This is a genomic window from Tissierella creatinophila DSM 6911 (genome assembly GCF_001940565.1).
In the GTDB taxonomy this organism is placed as follows: Bacteria; Bacillota; Clostridia; order Tissierellales; family Tissierellaceae; genus Tissierella_A; species Tissierella_A creatinophila.
Map to the genome: position 1 here is coordinate 114,198 of NZ_LTDM01000011.1, position 18,079 is coordinate 132,276.

The following is an 18,079-nucleotide window of genomic DNA, read 5'->3' on the forward strand; positions in this document are numbered from 1 at the left end:
AATAAATTCTATGGAGGTTTTACGATGAAAGATACTTTGAAAAAACAACTTGACACTTATAAATTTGACAATTCAAAGCACAGTAAAGAAGCACTCTTAGATAGCCTAAGTTCCCTTAAAGGTGCAACTATAGGCGATAGGGCTACTAGCGCAGTAGAAAATGCTAAGGAAGCACTAAACTCTACTACTAGCAATAAAAGCAAAATTGTAAATTCAGTTGAAGATGTTATAAAGAATTTAAGCTAAATTTAAAAAACTAAAAAATAGAGTGATGAACAGATTTGTTCATCACTCTATTTTATATTTGACAATATATATTGTTCACTATTTAGTACACCAATATTTTGAGGACTATTTATCTTTTAAATAATACTCCATTATATTTCTTACCTTAGGTACTACATAATGGCTTCCGCCCCTACCTTCTACGCCTTCTATCATCATTGAAATAACTATCTTAGGATTATCTACATTCATCACTACAAACCATCCATTCTCTTGCCCTTTATCTTTTTGAGATAATTTTAGCTCTGCTGTTCCTGTTTTTCCTGCAAGTTTTATGCCTGGAAGCTTTGCTTCATGAGCTGTACCATCTTTATCTTCTATTACATTTATCAAGCTATTTAATACTATAGTTCTGTTTTCTTCTGTGACAATATTTTCTTTCCAGATCTTAGGTTCTTCACCTTCCTTTTTTTCAAGTACTGGTTCCATAATATTTCCATCATTTACTAAGTTGCTATATACAAGTGAAAGATGAAGTGGGCTCATAAGAACTTGTCCTTGCCCATAACCTGTGTCTGCAAGGAGTATTTCATCTCCTATCTTTTCTTCATTTGCAATTTGAGACTTTGCAAATGGATATTTTATAGGCAATTCTTCGCCAAAACCAAATTTTTTAGAACCAGCTATAAAATCTTTTGTTCCAATTTTTAATGCACTCTTAGCAAAATATATATTGTCCGAATAGACAAAAGCGTTGTTTAAGTCTACACTTGAAAGTTTTTGACTCACCCTATTTATCTTATACCCACCCCAAGAAGAATCCTTTTGCCAACTCTTACCTTGTATATTTATCTTTTCTAGTGGATTTATTGCTCCTTTTTCAAGACCAATTGTAGCTGTAACTATTTTAAATGTGGAACCTGGAGAATAGGCTTTATTAAATCTATTTTCAAACACACTTATATCCATATCCTCCCATTTCCTTCTTTGGCTATTTGGTATATATGTGGTGTAAAGATTTGAATCAAATGAAGGAGAACTTACCATAGAAAGAACTTCCCCTGTTTTTGGATCTATTGCAGTAGATGTTCCTATATCTCCATTCATTTCACTATATATCTTCTTTTGAAGCTCAGTATCTATTGTTGTATATAAGTCTTCACCATTTTTCGGTTCTATCTTTGCTAAGACTTTTTTTTCTACCTCTTTTTCATCTTCTATCTTTGAAATATATATTTCCTTACCATCCTTAGCTAAAAGAGTATTTTCATATACTGATTCTAACCCTGCTTTTCCAACTAAGCTAGTATTATGGTATATGCCTTCTTTATCTTCTTTTAATCTATCTGCGGTTATAGGTTTAAGGTATCCTACTAAAGAACCCAAAGCCTCTCCACCGGGATAGACTCTATCTTCTACTTCATAATAACGCACGCCTTCAATTTCTAACACTTGTGCCAATTTTTCTTTATCTTCTAACGCTAATTTGACTATAGGAATAAATTGTTCTGGATCCATGTTTTTCTCTAGCTTTTTATCTATTATTTCTTCATCTATATCCAGTAAATTTGCAAGAACTGGATTACTTGACTTATCATACACCGCAGGATATATTCCTACACTATATCTTTTACCATTTACTGCAAGACCTTTTCCATCTCTATCATAGATCTCGCCCCTTTTAGCAGGTAGAACCTTTACTTTTACTTTATCATCTTTTGACATCCCTGGAAAGATCAAACTCTCATCCCATTCTATAAACCATCCTTTTTTATCTTCCCTCTTTTCTTTTACCATCTTAGCTTTATAGTTATCTATAGATATCTTTCCAGCTAAGGTATCCATTTGCACTATAAAATTGACAGTTTCTTTCTCCTCCTCATTTTCCTTTACGTCTACTTTTATATTTTTAGCATCTATTCCTTCATATATCTTGTTATACCTTTCTATAAAGTCTTCTTCTTTTATCACTTCTTTAGAAGAACTTGATAGCATGGTATACATTTTTTTATAGTCTTTATCTTCTAATGCCGTCTTATATATATTAAAGCTATCTTTAACAGTCTCTTTACTACAAGCTGTGAAAGTAAATATACTTATTATTGCAATCATAAATATAGTTAATATTTTATACTTTTTCATAGAAATCTCCCTTTATATTAATTATATTGATATCACTTAATGTATTATATACCCTATATATTTGTTAGTAAAAGGGAAGTTTATCCATCTGGAAGTATAAGGGAGGACTATTACATCAATTGATGCAATAGTCCTCCCCTTATGTCACATTTTATCACAATACTAAAACTCTGATACTATTTCTTCATAACTTTTTATTGCAAAGTCGCGTCCTTCTTTTGTTAACTTTACAATCCCATCTTCTATATATACCTTTTTTTCTTCTTTCAGAGTCTTCATTATTTTATTTAGAAAATTTTTATCCCAGTTTACATGGTTTTGTATTGTATCAACTCCAAGCTCTACTCGTTCATCACTATCTCCTTCATGATTATAAACATGGAATAATAGGGACTTTTCTGCGAACTCAAACCTTTGACTTTTTCTTCTTCGTATCATAGTTACAAGTCCTCTCTTTGGTGCAAATACAAATACAAGCAAAAATACTACTCCTGTCATAACTGCCATAGAACCTGCAATAGAGACATCAAAGTACACAGCAAATTGATAACCTAATACTCCATTTATAGCCCCTACTAGGGCACTTAAAATTATCATAAATTTCAGATCATCAGTTAAGAGATAAGCTGTGATAGGCGGCCCTATCATAAATGCTATAACAAGAATGGAACCTACCGATTCAAATGCTCCTACTGCTGTAACTGAAACTAGTGTCATAAGACTATAGTGGATTAATGACGGCATGAAACCAAGTATTGTTGCTAGTGCTGGATCAAATGTAACTATTTTTAATTCTTTAAAAAATCCTATTATAAATATTAAATTTATTATTAGAATAGTTCCCATAGAGTAAATTGCCTTAGGTCCAATATCTCTTCCAAATAATTCCAATCTATCAAATGGTGCATATGCAAGTTCTCCAAGAAGAACTGAGTCTGTATCTAAGTGAACTGAACCTGCATATTTTGATATTATTATTATAGCTATACTAAAAAGGAGTGGAAAAACTATCCCTATAGCTGAGTCTTCTGAAACGAGCTTTGTGTTATTTAAAACTTCTGTTAAAAAGACCGTTATAACTCCCATAATAGCTGCACCTACTATTAAAAGTGGAGATGTTAAGCTTTCTGTTAGAAAAAAAGCTATTACTATTCCAAGTAGTATAGTGTGAGTTATAGCATCACTCATCATACTCATCTTTCTAAGAACTAAAAATACTCCAGGAAGAGAACAAGCTACCGCCACTATAACTGCTATAATTTGAATTTCTAAATCTGGGCTCATTATTCTTCCCCCTCTTTAAAATAATTTTCTACATACTCTATTCCACTATCAGTTATACACCATTTATCTAAAGAATTAGACCTTGTAAATCCTTTTTTCTTTAAATCTTCAAGTTGTTTTTGAATGTTTTCTTTCCCTTTTTGTTGTAAATTTGCATCAGGGTTTATAGTAATTAAATCGTGACAGTGTCCCTCGTTATCATGGTTTACATATAGATGATATAGATTTGCTAAAACCTGGTCTTCACCTATAGACCTTTGATTTTTCACATTTCTTAAATATCTCCACACTAAACCTCTATTTGGTGCAAGAGCCAAACTTATTATTACTATAGTACTTATTATTATAACTATCATAGGTCCTGTTGGAAGCTTTGATACAACTGAACTTACAATAGTCCCCCCTATGCCAGATATCGCTCCAAATAGGGCTGATAAAATTACCATTATATGAAGTTTATCTGTCCACTGTCTTGCAGCTACAGCGGGAGCTGTAAGCATTGCACTCATAAGGATTACTCCTACTGTTTGAAGCCCTATTATGATAGATGTAACTATCATAGCAAATAATAAAAATGTTATCTTTTTAGTATCAAATCCTAAACTCTCTGCAAAATCTATATCAAATGAAACTATTTTAAACTCCTTCCAAAATGCCAATACCAATAGTAGAAGTATTGTTCCAAGTATAGCTATTATCTTTACATCTCTAAGAAGCACTGTTGATGCCTGACCAAATATAAATTTCTCAAGACCTGCCTGATTTGCATTTGGCACTTTTTGAATGTAAGTTAAAAGGACAAGCCCTCCTCCAAAGAATACAGAAAGTATAAGTGCTAAAGCACTGTCAAATTTAATTCTAGAATATTTACTTATTCCATTTATTAAAAAGGTTGATAGGAGACCTGAAAGGAGTGCTCCTAAAAGGAGTACTTCAGTGTTTTTAGTTCCCGTTAGTAAAAATGCTAAAGCAATGCCTGGAAGTGCTGAGTGAGAAACTGCATCTCCAAGAAGGCTTTCTTTTCTTATTACTGCAAAACTTCCAAGTACCCCACTTATTATTCCAAGAAGAGCTGAGCCAAGGGATACTATTTGCAGAGTATAATCTGTCAATATAAGATTTATAATGTTCAATTTCTATCCCCTACCTTTTTAAAATTTGACCTGTACTTTTATATGTCTTATTTAAGTTTTCATCTGTAAAGACTTCTTCTACAGGTCCTACCTTTACAATCTGTCTATTTAATAGTACTACCCAGTCAAAATATTCTGGTACTGTTTGAAGATCATGATGAACTACTATAAGAGTTTTTCCTCTGTTTTTAAGTTCTTTTAAAAGTTCAACTATAGCACCTTCTGTCTTTGCATCTACCCCTTTAAATGGTTCATCCATAAAATATATATCTGCATCTTGAACAAGGGCTCGTGCTAAAAATATTCTTTGTTGTTGACCACCAGAGAGTTGAGAAATCTGTCTATCTGCAAATTCTTTCATCCCAACTTTCTCTAAAGCATCAATTGCTAGGTCTTTATCTTTTTTCCCTGGTCTTTTAAACCATCCCAATTCCCCGTATCTTCCCATTAAAACGACATCTAGCACATTTGCAGGAAAGTCCCAGTCTACACTTTCACTTTGGGGAACATAGCCTATATGTTTTCTATGTTCTTTATAACTCTCACCATTAAATAATACCTTTCCTGATACTGGCTTTATTAAATCAAGCATAGCCTTTATAAGAGTAGATTTTCCTGCTCCATTTGGTCCTACAATCGCCATTAAAACTCCTTTTGGAATATCTAAATCAATATCCCAAAGTACAGGTTTTGTACTATAGGCTACCGTCATATCTTCAACTTTTATTATATAATCGTTTTTCTTCATGCTTTCACCCCTAATTCTTACGTATTATTTTAATGCATTTACTATTGTATCAATATTAGCTTTAACTGTCCCTATATAGCTTTCTGCAGGAGTTCCAGCATCTCCTGTGGAGTCAGAGTAGAGTTCTCCACCTATCTTGACATCAAATCCCTTAGCCTTTACCGCTTCTTTAAGAGCTTCTATATTTTTTCTTGGCACTGAAGACTCTATAAATATGACCTTTATCTTTTTGTCTACTATAAAATTGGCTAATTGTCTTACATCTGAAGTTCCAGCTTCTGCATCTGTACTTATTCCTTGAAGTCCGCTAACTTCAAATCCATACTGATTTCCAAAGTATTGGAATGCATCATGAGCTGTTACAAGTATTCTTTTATCAGGATCTATTTCTCCTGTTCTATCTCTTACATATTTATCTAATTCATCTAATTGAGTTAAATATTTCTCTAGATTCTCATCATATTTTACACCATTTTCTGAATCTAGTGTTTTTAACCCTTCAGCTATCCTTTGCGTAGCACTTTTCCAAATCTGTACATCAAACCATACATGTGGATCAAAATATCCTGGGTTCGTATCAAAGTCTAAAAGCTTGCTTTCATCTAAATCTTCATTGGCTGCAAATATTACTTTTCCCTTTATATTTTCAAACACTTCACCCATTTTACCCTCTAATTGAAGCCCATTGTATATAACCATATCTGCTTGACTCATTCTCTTTACATCCCCTGCACTTGCCTTATAAAGATGAGGATCTACTCCAGGACCCATTAAAGCTTCAACTTCTACAAGATCCCCTGCTAAGTTTCTTACCACATCTGCTATTATTGTTGTCGTAGTTACAACTTTTAATTTACCATTATCTTTTGAGTCAATCTCTCCTCCATCTCTTGTGCATCCTGCTAAAACTACTACTATAAGAGATAGCACTAATATACTACTCCATATTCTTTTCATCTATAATATCTCCTTATAATTTCAATTTCATTAAATTGTCTATTTGCTCATCTTCTCCAACTATAAAGATATGTGTACCAAACTTTTTAAAACCTTGCTTTTCATAGAATTTTATCGCATTTATATTTATTTCCCATACTCCTAACCAAACATAGTCTAGATTGTTATCTTTGGCAATTTCTATAGCTTTTTGTATCAATTTTTCACCTATATATTTTCTTTTATATTTTTCTAATATATATATTCTTTGAACTTCTAATGAGTTGTTATGATCTGGTTCTGTTTGTGCTCCCTCAAAATTAATCTTCATATATCCAGCTACTTCATCATTATCTTTAACTATAAAAAATATTGAATTCTTATTTTCTATTTCACTCTTTACCTGCTCATAAGAAAAACTTTCTTTTAAATATTTTTCCATATCTTCTTTTGTATTATCTTTAGCAAATGTTTCATAAAATGTTTTTTTACCTATACTTTTAATCGATTCTATATCTTTTAAAGTGCATTCTTTTATTAAAAATTTTTCCATTGTATTTTATTCCTCCACTATAATTGTTATCCTACAAATATCTTTTTTGATAAGTTTTTTTCTATATCTATGATTACTCCATTTTTCTCTATTTTAATTGTTTCATGTGAGTCTTTTTCCAATATCTTTACATTGTCACCTATTTTTAAATCCATGGCTTTTACATATTTTAAAATCTCTTTTTCATCCACTATCCTTTTTATATAAGCAGTTTCACCTAATTTTACACTATCTAAAGAAGTAGTATTAAAGATATAACTATCATCTTCTAGAGGTGTACCATGAGGACAAACTTTAGGATAATCTAAGTATTTTTCTAGTAGTTCTTCTAATTTAGGACTTGTTATATGTTCTAAAACTTCTGCCTCTTCATGTACATCTTCCCAACTATAACCAAGTTTTTCAACTAAAAACACTTCCCAAAGAAGATGTCTCTTTTTTATTCGTAGTGCTTCCTTTGCACCTTTTTCTGTAAGTTTTACACCTTTATAGAGTTTGTACTCTACATATCCTTCTTCTACTAGTTTTTTTATCATTTCGGATACTGATGGAGGTGATATATTTAAAGACTTTGCTATACTTTTAGTTCCAATTCTATTTTTTTCACCTCCAAGTTCATATATAGCCTTTATATAGTCTTCTCTATTTCCTGTCATCACTACCCCTCCTAAATGTTAGGCATACCTAATCATAGTATATGATACCCTGTTTAAAAAGTTTAAACATATTTTTAAATTGAAAATTGATGTAGGATAGCTCTTTTAAAAGAACTATCCTACATCAATCTCATTCTATAAGCGTTCATAGCAGTCTCACCTAGTTTATTTAATAGTTTGGAGTTTGTGTACCCTCCAACCACCGCCCCAACTCCGGGGAGCATTTGTAATAGTTTTGCTAGGTCTAGGTAATCTCTATATTCTTGCTGAAATTCTCTCCACTCTTCTACATTTAAATCTTCTGGCAAATTCTTGGAATACTCTTCCCAATTTTCCATATTAGAAAATACTCTGTTTCCCTTTTCTTGACTTGAAAAAGCCAATTGAAATATATTTAGAATATAAAGTCTCTCTCTATAATCTGTGATATCAAAACCGTAGATAGTCGCAATATCATATAAAAACTTGATCTTGATAGTTAAAAGTAGTGGAAAGTCAGCTAAAGCCATCAAAATACCTCCTGCACCAGTTCCAATACCCTCTATCATCGCAGTATTTCTATAAAACTTTAATTTTTCTCTTACTAACTTTTCTCTTTTTTCTAAACTCATAGGGGGATATGATTTTTTAGTTATATATTTAGATCCTGTGAGTACAATTTTGACCATATTTTTTATAGCGAGTGTTACTATTTCATGATACTTTTCAGGTAAAATACTATTTAATTTCTTTTGTACACCTTTTGAAGCTCTATTTATAATTGATGGAGATTTTCTCATCCTATTTTTCCATCGCTCCAATTCTCTTAATGCATATCTATCATATTTATCTATCATATTCACCTCTTCTTTTATATTTACCATTTTAAAAATATATATTATATTTTATCATATATCCAAAATATATCCTATACTAACTCTTCATTGTATCCAAATTATAAGAATGATATAATATAGAAAACTTGCATCAGATGCTTTTCTGATGCAAAGTTGCACTTACCCAGGAGCTATGAAATTACATATTCTAGACTGAAAGGATAGAATATTGTAATTTCAAGCTATCGGGCATAGAAAACTTGCATCTTGACAATTAATTTAAAAGGAGATAGATATGTATATAATAATTTTTTTAGTTTTATTGGTCTTTTTTTATCTTTTAAGTATAAAACCTAATAAAAAAAGAAATGTTGATGTATTTTTAAATCACCTCTATTCTCATAGAGGAGTTCATGATAATATGGATAGAAATCCTGAAAACTCGCTTTTATCATTTAGGATGGCGGTAGACAAAGAGTATGGAATAGAACTTGATGTTCAAGTTACAAAGGACAATATCCCAGTAGTATTTCATGATAGAACGCTTTCTAGAGTCTGTTATTTAAAAAATTGTGTAAATGATTTTATACTTCAAGAATTAAAAAATTTAAGGCTTTTTAAAACAGAAGAATCCATTCCAACACTTAAAGAAGTACTAGATGTAGTAGATGGAAAAGTGCCTTTGATAGTTGAAATAAAAAATGAATCTACCGATATAAGTGAGCTTAAATATATAGCAGAAGTTCTAGATAATTATAAGGGAATTTATTCTATAGAATCTTTTAATCCTTTAGTTCTTATGTGGTATAAAAAAAATAGACCCCATGTGATTCGAGGTCAACTATCTTCTTGTTTTAAAAAGAAGGATCATTCATTTGCCAGAAGAGCTAGAGATTTTCTTCTAGAAAATCTTATGACTAACTTTTTAGCAAAGCCTGATTTTATAGCTTTTAACTATAAGCATAAAGATATGTTTAGTTATAAATTATGTAAAAGACTTTATGACCCTTTAACTGTAGCTTATACTATTAAGAGTCAAAGACAACTAGATTTAAATAAAAACGACTTTCATCTATTTATATTTGATAGTTTTATACCAAAATAAGCATGCTAAGTTTTCTTAGCACCTTATTTTATAATACCAAGTCTTTCAAATACAAGTTTATATCCATCTACTCCATAGGTTAAAGATCTATTTACTCTACTTATGGTGGCTGTACTTGCGCCTGTAAGAGCTTCTATTTCTGTATATGTCTTTTTACTCTTTAGAAGTTTTGCAACTTCAAATCTTTGAGATATTGCCTGAATCTCTTTTATAGTACATATATCTTCTAAAAACTTATAACACTCCTCCACAGTTTCTATAGTAAGAACTGCCTCACAAAGTCCATCTATTTGAGAATTTTTTACTCTGGGTGTATAATCCATTCTTTTCACATCCTTTAATCTGTTAATAGTTTATCATTTCTGTATAAGATTAGAAAAAGTTGGGCTTTAGGCCCAACTTTTTTATTAAAACAATCCTACTATTTCTCCACTTGGTAATATATCCATATTGTTAGCTGCTGGAACTTTAGGAAGTCCAGGCATTGTCATTATTTCACCTGTAAGTGCCACTAAGAATCCTGCACCTTTAGCTACTCTGATATCCCTTACTGTTATTCTAAATCCAGTTGGTCTACCTAGCAAAGTAGGATCATCTGAAAGTGAATATTGAGTTTTCGCCATGCAAATTGGCATTTTATCAAGACCTAATTTTTCTATATTAGCAATTTCCTTCGCACACTTCTTAGTAAAGTCTACTCCTTCAGCTCCATAGATTTCTTTAGCTATTGTTTCAATTTTCTCTTTTATGGTTGATTCTACTTCGTAAAGTGGTTTGAAGTTTGATTTTTGGTTTTCGCATACTTCAACTACAGCTTTTGCCATTTCTACTCCGCCATCTCCACCATTTGCCCATACATCTGAAAGTACAGCTTTTGCGCCTAGTCTTTCACAATTTTCTAATACAAATTTTACTTCAGCTTCTGTATCAGTTGGGAATTTGTTTAGAGCTACTACTGCTGGAACACCAAACTTCTTAATATTTTCAATATGTTTTTCAAGGTTACCAAATCCCTTAGCTAATGCATCTAAGTTTTCATTTCCTAGTTCATCTTTCTTGACTCCACCATTGTATTTTAAAGCTCTAACTGTTGCTACTATAACAGTTGCATCTGGCTTTAAATTTCCAAATCGAGATGCTATATTAAAGAATTTCTCAGCACCAAGGTCTGCACCAAATCCTGCTTCAGTTACAGTGTAGTCTGCAAGTTTAAGTCCCATTTGAGTTGCAATTAATGAGTTACAACCATGGGCTATATTTGCAAATGGTCCACCGTGAATTAATGCTGGTGTATTTTCAAGAGTTTGTACAAGGTTTGGTGCCATAGCATCTTTCATTATAAGTGCTACTGCTCCTTCTGCCTTTAAATCTCTTGCAGTTACAGGTTCCCCAGCAAATGTGTATGCAACTATAATGTCCCCTACTCTTCTCTTAAGATCTTCAAGATCATGAGCTAAACAAAAAATTGCCATTATTTCAGAAGCTACAGTTATATCAAAACCATCTTCTCTTGGAACTCCATTTGGCTTTCCACCAAGTCCTACAACTATATTTCTAAGAGCTCTATCGTTCATATCTAATACTCTTTTCCAAACTACTCTTCTTGAATCTATTCCAAGAACATTTCCTTGATGCATATGATTATCTAATAATGCAGATATAAGGTTATGAGATGCAGTTATAGCATGAAAGTCGCCTGTAAAGTGAAGATTTATATCTTCCATTGGTACTACTTGTGCATATCCTCCCCCAGCTGCTCCACCTTTCATACCAAAACTTGGTCCAAGAGATGGCTCTCTTAAAGTTGTGATTGCTTTTTTTCCTATCTTGTTAAGTCCCATTGAAAGACCTATATTTGTTGTTGTTTTACCTTCACCTGCTGGCGTAGGGTTTATTGCGGTTACTAGTATTAGTTTTCCATCTTTTTTATCTTTATATTTATCAAATAAATCTAATGATACCTTTGCTTTATATTTACCATAATGTGATAAATAATCTTCTTCTATTCCTATCTTTTGGGCTACTTCATTGATATGAATCATTTTGGCTTCTTGACCTATTTGAACATCTGTTTTCAATTGAGCTCCTCCTTAAAATTTAAGAATATTTATTAATGCTTTTTATAAAAATTCATACTCTTTACTAGTATACCATAAAGCAGTAAAATAATAAAATGATTTCCTGAATTTTTTTAATATTTCGCTATATCTCTTCTATAGTAAATATTTTTGTAATTCACTTTTTCTATTTCGCTATATATTTTATCCCTAGCACTTTTTAAATCATCTCCCAGCACAGTAAGGGTCAAAACTCTCCCGCCATTTGTAAAGAGTTTATTGTCTATATATTTTGTACCATTATGGAAAATGGTTATATCCTCATCTATAGTTTCTAGACCTGTTATTTCAAAACCTTTTTCATACTCTAGTGGATAACCTAAAGAAGTAGTAACTACACAAAGAGAAACTCTTTCATCCCATATTAAATCTTTTTCTTCTATCGTCCCATCTATTGATTTTAAAAGAACTTCTACTAAGTCACTTTTTAATCTAACAAGTACACTTTCAGTTTCAGGATCACCAAACCTTACATTGAATTCAAGTACCTTTATATCATTGCCATCTATCATAAATCCTATAAATAAAATTCCCTCATATTCTAAATCTTCTTCTTTTAAAGCTAAACTTATATTTTTTAGTACTTCTTCTTCTATTTGTTTTTCTAAATCTTTTGTAATTATATTATTAGGTGAAAAAGCTCCTATGCCACCAGTGTTAAGTCCTTTTTCTCCCTCTTCAATTTTTTTATGATCTTTAGCACTTTCCATTGGAATTAACCTATTTCCAGAGACAAAACATAGTAATGATGCTTCTACCCCTTCTAAATACTCTTCTATAATTATCTTTTCGCCTTCATCTCCAAAACATCTATCTTCAAGTATATCTTTTAAAACCTTTATTGCATTTTCCTCTCTCTCACATATAAATACTCCCTTGCCAAGGCATAGTCCGTCCGCTTTTATAACTAATGGATATGAAAAATCTTTTAATCCTTCCTTAGCTTCGTTAAAACTAGTAAAAGTCTCGTATTTTGCAGTAGGTATATTATATTTTTCCATTACCTTTTTAGAAAACTCTTTACTTCCTTCAAGCTGACTTGCCTTTTTATCAGGACCAAAAACTTTTAGTCCCTTTTCCTTAAATATATCTACTATTCCAAGAGTTAAAGGTTCTTCAGGTCCTACTATAGTTAAATCAATTTTTTCTTTTAAAGCAAATTCTAAAAGAGAGTCTATATCATTTGCTGATATATCTACATTCTTTGCAATTTCTCTTGTTCCACCATTTCCAGGTGCACAAAAGATTTCACTTGTAAGTCTAGATTGTTTTAACTTCCAACAAAGAGCATGTTCCCTGCCACCACTACCTATTACTAATATCTTCATAAGTTTTTCCCCTTTCTAATGCTTGAAATGTCTTATTCCAGTAAATATCATAGCTATACCGTGTTTATCGGCTTCTTCTATTACTTCAGCATCTTTTATTGATCCTCCTGGCTGAATTATAGCCTTAACTCCAGCTTCTCCAAGAACTTCTATAGAATCTTTAAAAGGAAAAAATCCATCTGATGCAAGTACGCTTCCAGAGATTTTATCTTCACTTCTTTCTATAGCCTTTCCAGTAGCCCAGTATCTATTTACTTCCCCTAATCCAAATCCCAGTGTAGCCTTATCTTTAACTATAACTACTCCATTTGAATTTATATGCTTTACACACTTAAAACTAAATAGAAGGTCTTCTAACTCTTCCTTAGTAGGCTCTCTTTTAGTTACTACTTTATACTCTTCTAGAAGAATTTCATCTCTTTCCTGTACTAAAAGTCCTCCAATAGTCTTTTTCATATCTAACTCATCGTAATTATTTCTTCCTATATCATCTATTTGAATAATTCTTATATTTTTCTTTTTAGTTAATACTTCCATAGCATCTTTAGAATAAGAAGGCGCTAAGACTACCTCTATAAATATATCCCCTATCATCTTAGCAGTTTCAATATCTATTTCTCGGTTTGAAGCTATTATTCCTCCAAATATAGATTCACTATCACACTGATACATCTTTTTAAATGCTTCAAATATTGTATCAGCACTTCCTATTCCAGAAGGATTTGCATGTTTTACTCCTACTATTGTAGGTTCTTGGAACTCTTTTAATATCTTTAATGCACCATTTGAATCATTTATATTGTTAAAAGAAAGCTCTTTTCCATGAAGTTGTTTTAAAGAAGATAGTGTTCCTTCCGTATCTTTCAATTCCTCATAAAAGGCTGCCTTTTGATGAGGATTTTCTCCATATCTTAGTTTACTATTTCTTTTAAATGTAAGTGTAATTCTTTCTGGAAACTTGTCTTCATCTAGTTCATTAAAATAACCTGATATAAGGGAATCGTAGTAAGCTGTATAATTGAAAGCTTTTTTAGCTAAACTTCTTTTAAAGTTTTCATCCATGCTATCTAATCTAAGTCTCTCTATTATAAGTTCATAATCCCCTGGATCTGTAACTACTATCACATCTCTATAGTTTTTAGCAGCAGCCCTTATCATAGAAGGCCCACCTATATCTATATTTTCTATCATATCCTCTTGTGAAGCTTTCTTCTTTAACATCTCTTCAAATGGATATAGATTGTTTACTACCATATCTATTGAATGGATATTCATATCATCTATAGTCTTTTGATGTTCTTTATCATCTCTCTTATAGAGGATTCCTCCGTGAATAAGTGGATTTAATGTCTTAACTCTTCCACCTAGTATTTCAGGGAAACCAGTTATCTCATCAACCTCTATGACATTTACTCCTGCTTCCTTTAACTTTTTAAAACTTCCTCCGGTAGATATAATCTCCCAATTTAAAAGTTCAAGATTCTTAGCAAATTCTACTATCCCTTCTTTATCATAAACGCTTATAAGTGCCCTTTTCATAGCTCCACCCCTATTTATAATTGTCTTTTTCCCTTCTAATCTAATCTTACCTTGGGAAAAAAGTTTTACACCTTCTACTATTATCTCATGTTCTATCTTTAGTACCTTTTGTTGTAAATTCTTAACGGTATCATCTTTTTCTACTTCTACCTTTCTTTGAAGAATTATAGGGCCTGTGTCTACCCCTTCATCCACAAAGTGAAGTGTTGCACCAGTATACTTTTCGCCTGATTCAAGTACTGCTGCATGTACTCTTTCACCATAATATCCATCCCCACAAAACAAAGGAATGAGTGAAGGATGGATATTTATTATTCTATTTTTATATTCTTTTATAAACTCTTTGGAAAGTATCTTTAAATACCCCGCTAATACTACTAAATCTATATCTCTTTTTTTAAATTCTTCTACTAATCTTAGGTTGTACTCTTCGTCCGTTCTAAACCCCCTGGAATCTATAAAAAGACTCTCTATACCAGCTAGCTCTCCCCTTTTAAGGCCAGAGCTAGCTTTATTTGAAATTATTAATTCTATTTTCCCATCTATTGTATTGTTAAGAGTATTATCTATCAAAGCTTGAAGGTTTGTACCACCTCCAGAAATGAGAACTCCTATCTTTAGCATACTACTACTCCTTCAGTTCCTTTTTTAACACTCCCTAATTTATAAAACTTTTCCCCTTTTTCATTTAAAAACTCTTCTACCTTTTTTGCTTCCGCTTTTGTTACTACTACTATCATTCCAACTCCCATGTTAAATGTAGAATACATTTCTTTTTCATCTAGTCCGCCCCATTCTTTTAAAAGATGAAATATCTTTGGTGTATCTATAACACTTAAATCTATATGAGCTGAAAGACCCTTTGGAAGAACTCTTGGTATGTTTTCGTAAAAACCACCACCTGTTATATGAGCTAGTCCTTTTATATCAAAGTTTTTTACTAGATCTAAAACTGGATTCATATATATACGAGTTGGCTTTAGCAACTCTTCCCCTAAAGTACCTTCTATTGCCTCAATTTCTTTATCTAAATCGATGTTTTCCTTTTCAAAGACTATTTTTCTAACAAGTGAATACCCATTACTATGAATTCCACTTGAAGGAAGTCCTAGAATAATGTCTCCTTCTTCTATACCGCTTCCATCGATTATCTTTTCCTTATCTACTACTCCAACACAAAATCCAGCTAGATCATACTCTCCCTCTTGATAAAAACCAGGCATCTCTGCTGTTTCTCCACCAATCAAAGCACATCCTGCTTTTACACATCCATTTGCCACGCCTTCTACTACTTCCGCCATCTTTTCAGGTTTTAGTTTTCCAGTACCTATATAATCTAGGAAAAATAGTGGTTTTGCGCCTTGACAAAGTATATCATTTGCACACATAGCAACAAGATCTTCCCCTATAGTATCGTGTTTATCCATCATAAATGCAAGTTTTAGCTTAGTTCCTACTCCATCGGTACCAGAAACAAGTACTGGTTCTTTCATTCCTTCCATGTCTAATTTAAAAAGACCAGAAAAACCACCTATACTTGATAATACATTTTCTGAATGGGTCTTTTTAATGGAATTTTTTATAAGTTCGACCTGCTTATATCCAGCTTCTTTATCTACCCCTGAATCCTTATATGTTAATGACATTTTACCCCGTCCTTTCCTATTGGATAATTCCCAGTTACACATCCCGTACAAAAACCCTTATCTCCTACCGATTTTAATAGCCCTTCCAAAGAGAGGTAGTAAAGTGAATCTATTCCTAAATCTTTTCTTATCTCTTCCACATTATTATTTGCGCCTATAAGATTTTCTTTATTAGGAGTATCCATTCCAAGATGACAAGAATTTGTAACTGGAGGTGATGCAATCCTAACATGAACTTCTTTTGCCCCTGCCGCTTTAAGCATCTCAACAGTTCTCTTTATAGTAGTTCCCCTTACTATTGAGTCATCTACTAGAACTATTCTTTTTCCATTTATGTTTTCCTTCAATACATTTAATTTTATCCTAACTCCTTGTTCACGAAGTTCTTTTGTAGGACTTATAAAAGTTCTTCCAACATATCTGTTTTTTATAAGTCCTTCTGCATAAGGAATTTTAGATGCCTCAGCAAAACCTATAGCGGCTATAATACCAGAATCTGGTGCTCCTATTACTATATCTGCATCAACTGGTGATTCTTTAAAAAGTTGTTTTCCCATCTCTATCCTAGATAGGTATATACTTTCTTCATTTATAAGGCTATCTGGTCTTGCAAAGTAAATTAATTCAAATGAACATAGTTTTCTTGGCTGTTGTTTCTTAAATATACTTTTTATTCCACTTTCATCTATAACAACTATCTCACCTGGAGTAATATCTCTTATAAACTCAGCTCCAAGCGTATCAAATGCACAGCTCTCTGAAGCTAATACGTAACTATCTCTTGTTTTTCCAAGAGATAGCGGCTTTATACCATAGCTATCTCTTGCACCTATAAGCTTATCTTTTGTCATCATGACTAATGAATAAGAACCTTCTATCTTTTCTAAAACTTCATTTATACCCTCTACTATATCAGTGTTAGCCGCTCTGGCTATAAGATTTGCTATTACCTCTGAATTTAAATCTGTCTGAAATATACTACCCATCTCTTCAAGAGAACATCTTAAACTATTATAGTTTGCAATATTTCCATCATGAGCTACAGCAAGAGCTCCATTTTTATACCCTATAACAAGTGGCTCTATATTCTTTTTATCTATTCGTTCAGAAGAAAACGCATATCTTACCTGACCTATACAAATATTGCCTATAAAACTATCCAAAGTTTCTTTTTTATAAACTTCATTTACAAGACCCATATCTTTATAGTAATCTATAAAACCATTGTTATTTATAGCCATTCCTGTACTTACCTGCCCCCTATGTTGAAGAGCGTATAGTCCGTAGTACATCATCTGAGAAATTTTTTCTACATCTTTACTATAAATTCCTAATATACCACTCAAAACTCTTCCCCCTTATAGGTTTAAATCTTTATTCATTTCTTCTACACCTTTTGCCATCTCTACTTTATAGTCTTTAAGTTTATCTTTTAATTCTTCATACTTAAGAGAAAGTATTTGAATAGCAAGAAGTGCTGCGTTTTCTCCACCATCTATTGCAACTGTTGCAACTGGTACACCCTTTGGCATCTGAACTACTGAAAGCAGGGAATCTAGTCCATCCATCGTACTAGACTTTGCTGGTATTCCTATAACAGGAAGAGTACTAAGACCTGCTAGTACTCCTGCAAGATGAGCTGCTTTTCCCGCTATTGCTATTATAACTTCTGTTCCGTTTTTCTCTGCATTTTCTGTAAACTCTACTGCTCTGCCAGGTGTTCTATGAGCTGATATAACTTTTACCTCATAATCTACACCAAATTTCTTTAATATATCAACACTTTTTTTAGCTATTTTTTCGTCTGTTATACTTCCCATTATTATACTTACTTTCATCTCATCATCATCTC

The 18,079-nt window shown here is 32.2% G+C and carries 17 protein-coding genes and 1 pseudogene; 2 read left to right on the forward strand and 16 right to left on the reverse strand.

The annotated features are described in order from the left end of the window. The first annotated feature begins 24 nt into the window (after positions 1–24). Positions 25–246 carry a hypothetical protein gene (locus TICRE_RS04270; RefSeq protein WP_075725480.1) on the forward strand — a complete coding sequence of 74 codons (222 nt, stop codon included), beginning with the start codon at positions 25–27 and terminating at the stop codon, positions 244–246. Positions 247–351: 105 nt separating this feature from the next. Here the strand turns inward: TICRE_RS04270 and TICRE_RS04275 are convergent, their stop codons facing one another. The 8 genes from TICRE_RS04275 to TICRE_RS04310 form a co-directional block, all read right to left on the reverse strand. After that, a complete protein-coding gene (locus TICRE_RS04275; protein ID WP_075725482.1) occupies positions 352–2,367 on the reverse strand; it encodes a penicillin-binding transpeptidase domain-containing protein in 2,016 nt (671 codons plus the stop codon). A 162-nt stretch (positions 2,368–2,529) separates the two neighbouring features. After that, entirely contained in the window at positions 2,530–3,651 is a 1,122-nt protein-coding gene (locus tag TICRE_RS04280; RefSeq protein ID WP_075725484.1) for a metal ABC transporter permease, read from the reverse strand. After that, positions 3,651–4,784 carry a metal ABC transporter permease gene (locus TICRE_RS04285; protein WP_075725487.1) on the reverse strand — a complete coding sequence of 378 codons (1,134 nt, stop codon included), beginning with the start codon at positions 4,782–4,784 and terminating at the stop codon, positions 3,651–3,653. The genes TICRE_RS04280 and TICRE_RS04285 overlap by 1 nt, the downstream gene beginning before the upstream one ends. A gap of 10 nt (positions 4,785–4,794) precedes the next feature. Next, a complete protein-coding gene (locus tag TICRE_RS04290) occupies positions 4,795–5,532 on the reverse strand; it encodes a metal ABC transporter ATP-binding protein (RefSeq protein WP_075725489.1) in 738 nt (245 codons plus the stop codon). A 24-nt stretch (positions 5,533–5,556) separates the two neighbouring features. Then, on the reverse strand, positions 5,557–6,489 hold the full coding sequence (locus tag TICRE_RS04295; RefSeq protein ID WP_075725491.1) for a metal ABC transporter solute-binding protein, Zn/Mn family: 933 nt from the start codon (positions 6,487–6,489) through the stop codon (positions 5,557–5,559). Between the two features lie 13 nt (positions 6,490–6,502). Further along, complete coding sequence (locus TICRE_RS04300) at positions 6,503–7,021, reverse strand: GNAT family N-acetyltransferase (RefSeq protein ID WP_075725493.1); 519 nt, start codon at positions 7,019–7,021, stop codon at positions 6,503–6,505. Positions 7,022–7,047: 26 nt separating this feature from the next. Further along, positions 7,048–7,677, reverse strand: a complete 630-nt coding sequence (locus TICRE_RS04305; protein WP_075725495.1) for a metal-dependent transcriptional regulator — start codon at positions 7,675–7,677, stop codon at positions 7,048–7,050. A 119-nt stretch (positions 7,678–7,796) separates the two neighbouring features. After that, positions 7,797–8,513 (reverse strand): EcsC family protein, encoded by a 717-nt coding sequence (locus tag TICRE_RS04310; protein WP_143583050.1) that lies wholly within the window; start codon positions 8,511–8,513, stop codon positions 7,797–7,799. 274 nt (positions 8,514–8,787) lie between these two features. Between TICRE_RS04310 and TICRE_RS04315 the strand changes: the two genes are divergently transcribed. Next, complete coding sequence (locus TICRE_RS04315) at positions 8,788–9,597, forward strand: glycerophosphodiester phosphodiesterase family protein (protein WP_075725497.1); 810 nt, start codon at positions 8,788–8,790, stop codon at positions 9,595–9,597. A 23-nt stretch (positions 9,598–9,620) separates the two neighbouring features. Here TICRE_RS04315 and TICRE_RS04320 read toward each other — a convergent pair whose 3' ends face one another. From TICRE_RS04320 to purE, 8 genes and pseudogenes are all read right to left on the reverse strand, one after another. Next, positions 9,621–9,920 carry a YerC/YecD family TrpR-related protein gene (locus tag TICRE_RS04320; protein WP_075725499.1) on the reverse strand — a complete coding sequence of 100 codons (300 nt, stop codon included), beginning with the start codon at positions 9,918–9,920 and terminating at the stop codon, positions 9,621–9,623. Between the two features lie 84 nt (positions 9,921–10,004). Beyond that, positions 10,005–11,675, reverse strand: coding sequence for a formate--tetrahydrofolate ligase (locus TICRE_RS04325; protein WP_075725501.1), 1,671 nt, complete (start codon positions 11,673–11,675; stop codon positions 10,005–10,007). A gap of 113 nt (positions 11,676–11,788) precedes the next feature. Then, on the reverse strand, positions 11,789–13,042 hold the full coding sequence (purD, locus tag TICRE_RS04330; protein ID WP_075725503.1) for a phosphoribosylamine--glycine ligase: 1,254 nt from the start codon (positions 13,040–13,042) through the stop codon (positions 11,789–11,791). Positions 13,043–13,057: 15 nt separating this feature from the next. Beyond that, positions 13,058–14,581 (reverse strand): bifunctional phosphoribosylaminoimidazolecarboxamide formyltransferase/IMP cyclohydrolase, encoded by a 1,524-nt coding sequence (purH, locus tag TICRE_RS04335; protein ID WP_198927487.1) that lies wholly within the window; start codon positions 14,579–14,581, stop codon positions 13,058–13,060. 48 nt (positions 14,582–14,629) lie between these two features. Then, positions 14,630–15,205: pseudogene (purN, locus tag TICRE_RS13395) on the reverse strand (phosphoribosylglycinamide formyltransferase); the annotation flags it as partial. Beyond that, entirely contained in the window at positions 15,199–16,227 is a 1,029-nt protein-coding gene (gene purM, locus TICRE_RS04340) for a phosphoribosylformylglycinamidine cyclo-ligase (RefSeq protein ID WP_075725508.1), read from the reverse strand. The gene purM and the pseudogene purN, both read right to left, overlap by 7 nt. Then, complete coding sequence (purF, locus tag TICRE_RS04345; protein ID WP_075725510.1) at positions 16,218–17,573, reverse strand: amidophosphoribosyltransferase; 1,356 nt, start codon at positions 17,571–17,573, stop codon at positions 16,218–16,220. Before purF ends, purM begins: the two co-directional genes overlap by 10 nt. Before the next feature lie 12 nt (positions 17,574–17,585). After that, positions 17,586–18,065 (reverse strand): 5-(carboxyamino)imidazole ribonucleotide mutase, encoded by a 480-nt coding sequence (gene purE / locus TICRE_RS04350; RefSeq protein ID WP_075725513.1) that lies wholly within the window; start codon positions 18,063–18,065, stop codon positions 17,586–17,588. Between the last annotated feature and the right edge of the window lie 14 nt (positions 18,066–18,079).